The sequence below is a fragment of the Rhodococcus yananensis genome, assembly GCF_020515525.1.
GTDB classification, from domain to species: domain Bacteria; phylum Actinomycetota; class Actinomycetes; order Mycobacteriales; family Mycobacteriaceae; genus Rhodococcus; species Rhodococcus yananensis.
In genome coordinates, this window is record NZ_JAIYEP010000055.1 from 22,106 (window position 1) to 28,920 (window position 6,815).

The window sequence follows — 6,815 nt, forward strand, 5'->3', positions numbered from 1 at the left end:
TCGGCTCAGCCCAGCCACACACTGGTGAGGAGCCATCCGTGCGGAGCGACCGGCCGTCCGCGGGTTCGTGGATTCGCGGACGGCCGGGTGACACGGCCGGCGACCGCGAGCACACGGGTGCCGCGGGTGTAGGTGCCGAACAGTTCGGCGTGGCGATCGTCGACCGTCCGCACACGCAGCCGGATCAGCGCGGCGGAGCCGGACGTGTTCGCCGGTGAGCGTGTCGCGGTGAGGGTCGTCAGGAGCGGGGGAGCGACCATTCCGGTCAACTGGGCGCCGGGTCGGCGACCGTCGACGACCTCGAGGACGAGCCGGATCGTCCGATCCGCGAACCGGAGCGCGTCGGTTTCCGCGGCGCGTTCTGCCGCGGTGGCGCCGGTGCCCGATGCCCGGGTGGTGGTGGTTCGACCCGACCGCCCGTCGTGGGGTGTACCCCGCCGGACGGTGTGGGGGCGGTGCCGGAGGGTTCTGCCCTGCGGTGGCGGTTCGAATCGTGGCAGGGGCCGGAGGAGCCGGACGGGGCGGTGCGGTGTGGACACGGGGCCTCCCGAAGCATCGGAACGCTGCCGGTGGGTGCCGGCGGCGGGGTGGTCCGGGAGAGGACGGAACCGTCGCCATGATCGCACAGGAGACGTGGGTGCGCAGTCGGTCCGCTCCGTGGTGTCGCCGAACCCGACGCACGCAGCTGTGCGATCGTGGCGCAACGCCTGGGATCGGCCGCGGGCGACTGTGTTCGTCGACGGTCGGGTCGCCGACGTGCGAGGTGCGGTCGCCGCGGGCATGGTGGGGGTGCACCACGACGATCCGGTCGCGGCGATCGGGGAACTGGCCGTACCCTTCGGTATCGACAGCCCGTTCGGTAGTGGCACGGTGGGTCCGGACGGTCATCGTGCGGAGGAGGGGGATGCGGGGACATGACCATGCGGATGACGGCGCAGGACGCGTCGTTCTACTACCTGGAGACGACCGAGACGCCGATGCACATCGGGTCGCTCGCCATCCTCGAGCAGCCGGAGGGCGGACTCGACTACGAAGATGTGCTCGCGCTCGTCGAGCGACGGTTGGCGGAGGTCCCGCGGTACCGGCAGAAGGTTCGTGAGGTCGCCTTCGGGTTGGCGAGGCCCGTGTGGCTGGACGATCGCGACTTCGACATCACCTACCATGTGCGCCGGTCGGCGTTGCCCCGCCCGGGGTCGGAGGAGCAGTTGCGCGACCTGGTGGCACGCCTGGTGTCGCGACCACTGGACCGGACCCGCCCCCTGTGGGAGATGTACCTGGTCGAGGGGCTGACCGGTGACCGGTGCGCGCTGTTCACCAAGTCGCACTCGGCCCTCGTCGACGGGGAGCACGCGCTCGAGATCGGGCAGGTGCTGTTCGACGGCACTCCGGTTCCGCGGGAGTCCCCCGAGGAGCTGTGGATGCCCGAGCAGGAGCCGTCACAGTCGGCACTGCTCGTCGGGGCACTCGCGGATCTCGTGGCGCGGCCCGGTGAGGGGATCGCTGCGGTGCGTTCCGCCGCGACCGACCTCGCGTCGACGGTCGGGGAGACACTCGAGGTGGTGGGCAGGCTGGCCAGCACCGCCGCGAAGTCGGCCCCGGAGACACCGCTGAACGAACCGATCTCGCGCAGCCGGCGATTCGCGGTGGTGCAGTCGGACCTCGAACCGTACCGGAAGGTCCACGCCCGATACGGATGCACGATCAACGATGTGGTGTTGTCGGTGATCACGGGGGCACTGCGCTACTGGTTGCTCTCGCGTGGCGAGCCGCTGACGGAGTCGACGACGGTCCGCGCCGTGGTGCCGATGTCCGTGTACGCGCAGCAACCGGAGGTCGGCGCGGCAGGAGACACGATCCAGGTGCACCCGCAGGGGGAGGTGTCGTCCTTCCTGGTGGACCTCCCGGTCGGGGAGCCGAATGCGGTGGTGCGGTTGTCGCACATCGCCCACGCAGGAGAGGCGTACGCCCGGCAGCGCCGTCGCATCGCGGCGCAGACGATGATCCGGTTGTCGGGTTTCGCGCCCGCGACGATGCATGCCGTGGGGGTGCGTGTCGCGACGGGGTTCTCGCAGCGGATGTTCAATCTGATGATCACGAATGCGCCCGGACCGCAGCACCCGCTGTATCTGGCGGGTGCGCGGTTGTTGGAGATGTATCCGGTGTCGCCGTTGCTGAAGAACCAGGTGTTGAGCATTGCGCTCACGTCGTACGACGGTCGCATCTACTACGGTTTGAATGCGGACCGCGATGCCATGCCCGACGTGGAGGTGCTGACATCGTTGCTGCACGAGTCCCTCGAGGAGCTGGTCGATGCGAGCAGGTGAGTTGTGACACGGGTGTATGTGCCGGCGACACTCGGCATGTTGCAGAAGTTGGTGGACGTCGGCGAACTCGACGCGGTGGGGCGGACGGCCTTCGCGGTGACCGCGGCGCTGCGGGAGGCGTACACGTCCGGTGACGACGACGAACTGGCCGAGGCCGCGATGGTCGAAGCGGCGAGGGCGTCGCTGCGGTTGCTGGCGGCGGAGCCGGAGTCGGGTTCGTTCGGGTCGCGCAGAGTGGTCGTCGCGGCCGATGTCGATGATGCGACGCCGCGACCGGATCTGGACGACGCGGTGGTGCGACTCGGCGGTGCCGTGCCGATGTCGGCGGTCGCGTCGGTTCACGTCGATCTCTCGGAGGCCGAGGACGCGGTCTCGCGGGCCGCCGAACTGGTCGATGCCGCGGATCTCGGGGACGAGGAAGCGGAGTTCGCGCTCGGTGACGCGGAGGACCACCAGCTCGCGTGGTACGCGACGCAGGAGATCCCGTTCCTGCTCCAGCTGCTCTGATACCGGAGTCCGGTTTCGCTCCGGGTTGCCCGTGACGCCCGTCTCCCCGTAACCTACGCCACCGTAACCTCTGTTAACCTACGGTGGCGTAGCGACGGTGAGGAGAAGGTGTCGGATGGGTTTGAAGGAATGGATCGAGCGGCCCGCCGCGCATGTGGCGGCGTCGGAGCGGTCGGTCGCGAACGTGGTCCGCGGCGCGGTCGCGCGGATGACGACCCCGCTGCTCCCCGACGACTACCTGCACCTGGTCAATCCGCTGTGGTCGGCGCGTGAACTGCGCGGCCGCATCGTGGAGGTCCGTGCCGAGACGGCGGACTCCGCGACCCTCGTGATCAAGCCTGGCTGGGGATTCGACTTCGGCTACGCTCCCGGCCAGTACATCGGGATCGGGTTGCTCGTCGACGGTCGCTGGCACTGGCGTTCCTACTCGCTGACGTCCACTCCGGTACGCGACGACAAGCTCATCACCATCGCGGTCAAGGCGATGCCCGAGGGATTCCTGTCGAGTCACCTCGTCAACGGCGTGCCCGCCGGCACCGTCGTGCGTCTCGCGGCTCCACAGGGCGACTTCGTGCTGCCCGATCCGCCGCCGGCGAAGATCCTGTTCGTGACCGCCGGTAGCGGCGTCACGCCCATCATGTCGATGCTGCGGACGTTGGACCGCCGCGCCGGTGAGCGCGGCGACGCGCTTCCCGACGTCGTACACGTCCATTCCGCGCCGACCCCCGACCGGTTGATGTTCGGTTCCGAACTCGAGAGGTTCGCCGCGACCCACGAGCGATTCCGCTCGTACCTGCGGTTCACGCGCGAGCACGGCAAGTTCGCGCTGTCCGAACTCGACGAGGTGTGCCCGGATTGGCGCGAACGTACCGTGTGGGCCTGCGGACCGCAGGCGATGCTCGACGACATCGCGACGTTCTGGTCGGAGGCCGGGCTCGAGGACCGGTTGCACCTGGAACGGTTCGCGGTCAGCCGCGCCGACCTCTCGGGGGCCGGGGGTACCGTCACGTTCGCGAAGTCGGGCAGGACCGTGACGGTGGACGGTGCCACGACACTGCTCGAGGCCGGCGAGAGTGTCGGTGCTCTCATGCCGTTCGGATGTCGGATGGGGATCTGTCAGACTTGTGTGGTGCCCCTCGAGAAAGGGCACGTCGTCGATCTCCGATCGGGTAAGGAGCACGCCGAGGGCGAACGGGTCCAGACGTGCATCTCCGCGGCCGCCGGCGACTGCACCCTCGACGCCTGACGGCGCCGACGAACCCTCTGGAAGGGCTTGCGTGGCAATCACGGACATCCGGGCGTTCGCGCATCTGACCGATGCCGACATCGATGCACTGGCACGGGAATTCGATGCGATCCGGCGCGATGTGGAGAACACGCGCGGGGTGCGCGACGCCCGCTACATCCACAACGTCATCCGGTTGCAGCGCGCTCTCGAACTGGGCGGTCGAGTCGCGTTGTTCGGTTCGCGACGCCGACCGTTCTGGCTGCTCGGTACGGGCATGCTGTCGTTGGCGAAGATCATCGAGAACATGGAGCTCGGGCACAATGTGATGCACGGGCAGTGGGACTGGATGAACGACCCGGAGGTGCACTCCACGAACTGGGAGTGGGACCAGACGGGCCCGTCCGAGCACTGGAAGCGCGCGCACAACTACGCCCACCACACCTACACCAACATCGTCGGGATGGACGAGGACGTCGGATTCGGCATTCTCCGGATGACCCGCGACGAAGCGTGGCGTCCGATCAACCTGGTGCAGCCGGTCGCGAACGTCGTTCTTGCGCTGGGGTTCGAGTGGGGGATCGCGCTGCACGATCTCGCCGCGAAGAAACAGCTCGAGGGTGTCCCGCGGAAGCAATGGAACTCGGAGCCGAACAAGGAGTTCGCGGCGAAGGCCGCGCGGCAGGTCCTCAAGGACCTCGTGTTCTTCCCCGCGTTGACCGGTCGTGCCTGGCGCAGCACGCTGACGGCGAACCTGACCGCCAACGCGGTGCGGAACGTGTGGGCGTACGCGGTGATCTTCTGCGGCCACTTCCCGGACGGGGCGGAGAAGTTCACCGTCGAGCAGTTCGAGTCCGAGACGCGTGCCCAGTGGTATCTCCGGCAGTTGCTCGGCAGCGCGAACATCTCCGGCGGGAGGGTCGTCGACTTCCTCACCGGAAACCTCAGCTACCAGATCGAACACCACCTGTTCCCCGATCTGCCGTCGAATCGGTATCCCGAGATCGCGGCCCGGGTGCGGGCGCTGTGCGCGAAGTACGACCTGCCGTACACCACCGGCTCGCTGGGGCGGCAGTACCTGCTGGCGTTGCGCACGATCCACAAGCTCGCGCTGCCCGATCGACTGCTGCGGGCGACGTCGGACGACGCGCCGGAGACCTCGTCGGAGCGCAAGTTCCAACGGTCGGCGGTGGCGGGTGTCGCGGCGCCCGCGGTCGACCCGCTCACCGGTCGGCGGGGTGGTCTGCTCACGGCACTGCGAGCACACGCCGCACACCGGATCTCGGCGCGTCGCGCGAAGCGCCGTGCGCCGCAGTCGAATCCCGCGGCACATACCATTGGGTGATTCCCGTCACAGGTGAAGTTCGGCAAACCTACGGACTCGTAACCTACGGTACGGTAGGCGCATGGCGATTTCGGATATCAAGGAGTATGCGCACCTGACGGAGGCCGACGTCGAGGCCATCGGTCGCGAACTCGACGCCATCCGCCGCGACATCGAGGAGTCGCGAGGTGAGCGCGACGCACGCTACGTGCGCAACACCATCCGGCTGCAGCGCGGCCTCGAGCTCGGGGGGCGGGCGGTCCTGTTCGGGTCGCGCCGCAAGTCCCTGTGGTTGCTCGGCACCGGCATGCTGTCGCTGTCGAAGATCATCGAGAACATGGAGCTCGGGCACAACGTGATGCACGGGCAGTGGGACTGGATGAACGACCCGGAGGTGCACTCCGCCAACTGGGAGTGGGACAACGCCGATCCGTCGGCGCACTGGAAGATCACCCACAACTACCTGCACCACAAGTACACGAACATCCTCGGGATGGACGACGACGTGGGATACGGGCTCCTGCGGGTCACACGTGACCAGCGGTGGAAGCCGTTCTACCTCGGCAACATCGCGTACAACGCGATCCTCGCCGCGGTGTTCCAGTACGGCATCGCGATCCAGCTCCTCGAACTCGGCAAGGTCATTCAGGGCCGGGACGATCGGGAACTGACGAAGGCGCGCGGCAAGGAGGTGCTCGCCAAGATCGGCAAGCAGCATCTCAAGGACTACGTGGTGTACCCGGCGCTGACGGGCAAGGCATGGAAGTCGACGATGAAGGCCGATGCCACCGCGAACCTCGTACGGAACCTGTGGACCAACGCGGTGATCTTCTGCGGGCACTTCCCCGACGGCGCGGAGAAGTTCACCAAGAAGGACGTCGAGACCGAGACGCAGGCCGAGTGGTACCTGCGCCAGATGCTCGGGTCGGCGAACATCTCCGGCGGCCCGGTCATGGACTTCATGACCGGCAACCTGAGCTACCAGATCGAACACCACATCTACCCGGATCTGCCGTCCAACCGTTACGCGGAGATCGCGGTGCGGGTCCGCGCGCTGTGCGAGAAGTACGATCTGCCGTACACCACAGGTCCGTTGGCGGTGCAGTACTGGAAGTCGTGGCGCACGATCGCGAAGCTGTCGCTGCCCGACAAGTACCTCAAGGACACCCGTGACGCCGCGCCGGAGACGGCGTCGGAACACGGCTTCGGGGGTGCGGCGGAAACGGATCCGATGACCGGTCGTCGGGTCGGTCTCGGAACGGCGATCGAACGAACCCGCAAGCGCGGATTCGTCCGACGCATGCTCGGAATGCGCATCGGCCGCGCCCGGTTCGCGGTCGAGTCGCTGCCAGCGGAACTGCAGGATGCCCCGGTCGTGACCGACGGTCTCGACCCAGTTCGCGACACCCGGGTTGCGTTCGGACACGACGATCCG

The 6,815-nt window shown here is 67.8% G+C and carries 7 protein-coding genes; 6 read left to right on the plus strand and 1 reads right to left on the minus strand.

Translation table 11 applies throughout. The annotated features are described in order from the left end of the window. Positions 1-5: 5 nt before the first annotated feature. Complete coding sequence (locus tag LDQ05_RS13975; RefSeq protein ID WP_226437566.1) at positions 6-539, minus strand: Rv3235 family protein; 534 nt, start codon at positions 537-539, stop codon at positions 6-8. A 94-nt stretch (positions 540-633) separates the two neighbouring features. Here LDQ05_RS13975 and LDQ05_RS13980 point away from each other — a divergent pair, with 94 nt between their 5' ends. From LDQ05_RS13980 to LDQ05_RS14005, 6 genes are all read left to right on the plus strand, one after another. Continuing rightward, entirely contained in the window at positions 634-918 is a 285-nt protein-coding gene (locus LDQ05_RS13980) for a hypothetical protein (RefSeq protein WP_226437567.1), read from the plus strand. Further along, positions 915-2,324, plus strand: a complete 1,410-nt coding sequence (locus LDQ05_RS13985; RefSeq protein ID WP_226437568.1) for a WS/DGAT/MGAT family O-acyltransferase — start codon at positions 915-917, stop codon at positions 2,322-2,324. Before LDQ05_RS13980 ends, LDQ05_RS13985 begins: the two co-directional genes overlap by 4 nt. A gap of 3 nt (positions 2,325-2,327) precedes the next feature. Continuing rightward, on the plus strand, positions 2,328-2,831 hold the full coding sequence (locus LDQ05_RS13990) for a DUF6912 family protein (protein WP_226437569.1): 504 nt from the start codon (positions 2,328-2,330) through the stop codon (positions 2,829-2,831). Between the two features lie 115 nt (positions 2,832-2,946). Then, the gene (locus tag LDQ05_RS13995) at positions 2,947-4,077 is read left to right on the plus strand and encodes a ferredoxin reductase (protein WP_226437570.1); all 1,131 of its coding nucleotides are present in this window, start codon (positions 2,947-2,949) and stop codon (positions 4,075-4,077) included. Between the two features lie 31 nt (positions 4,078-4,108). Continuing rightward, positions 4,109-5,401, plus strand: coding sequence for a fatty acid desaturase family protein (locus LDQ05_RS14000; RefSeq protein WP_226437571.1), 1,293 nt, complete (start codon positions 4,109-4,111; stop codon positions 5,399-5,401). 61 nt (positions 5,402-5,462) lie between these two features. Then, positions 5,463-6,815 (plus strand): fatty acid desaturase family protein (locus tag LDQ05_RS14005; RefSeq protein WP_443711611.1); only part of this gene is annotated, 1,353 nt, incomplete at its 3' end.

Bases quoted from the DNA above. Each gene is read 5' to 3' on its own strand.
- LDQ05_RS13985 (WP_226437568.1), top strand. From the start codon at position 915: ATGACCATGCGGATGACGGCGCAGGACGCGTCGTTCTACTACCTGGAG.
- LDQ05_RS13995 (WP_226437570.1), top strand. From the start codon at position 2,947: ATGGGTTTGAAGGAATGGATCGAGCGGCCCGCCGCGCATGTGGCGGCG.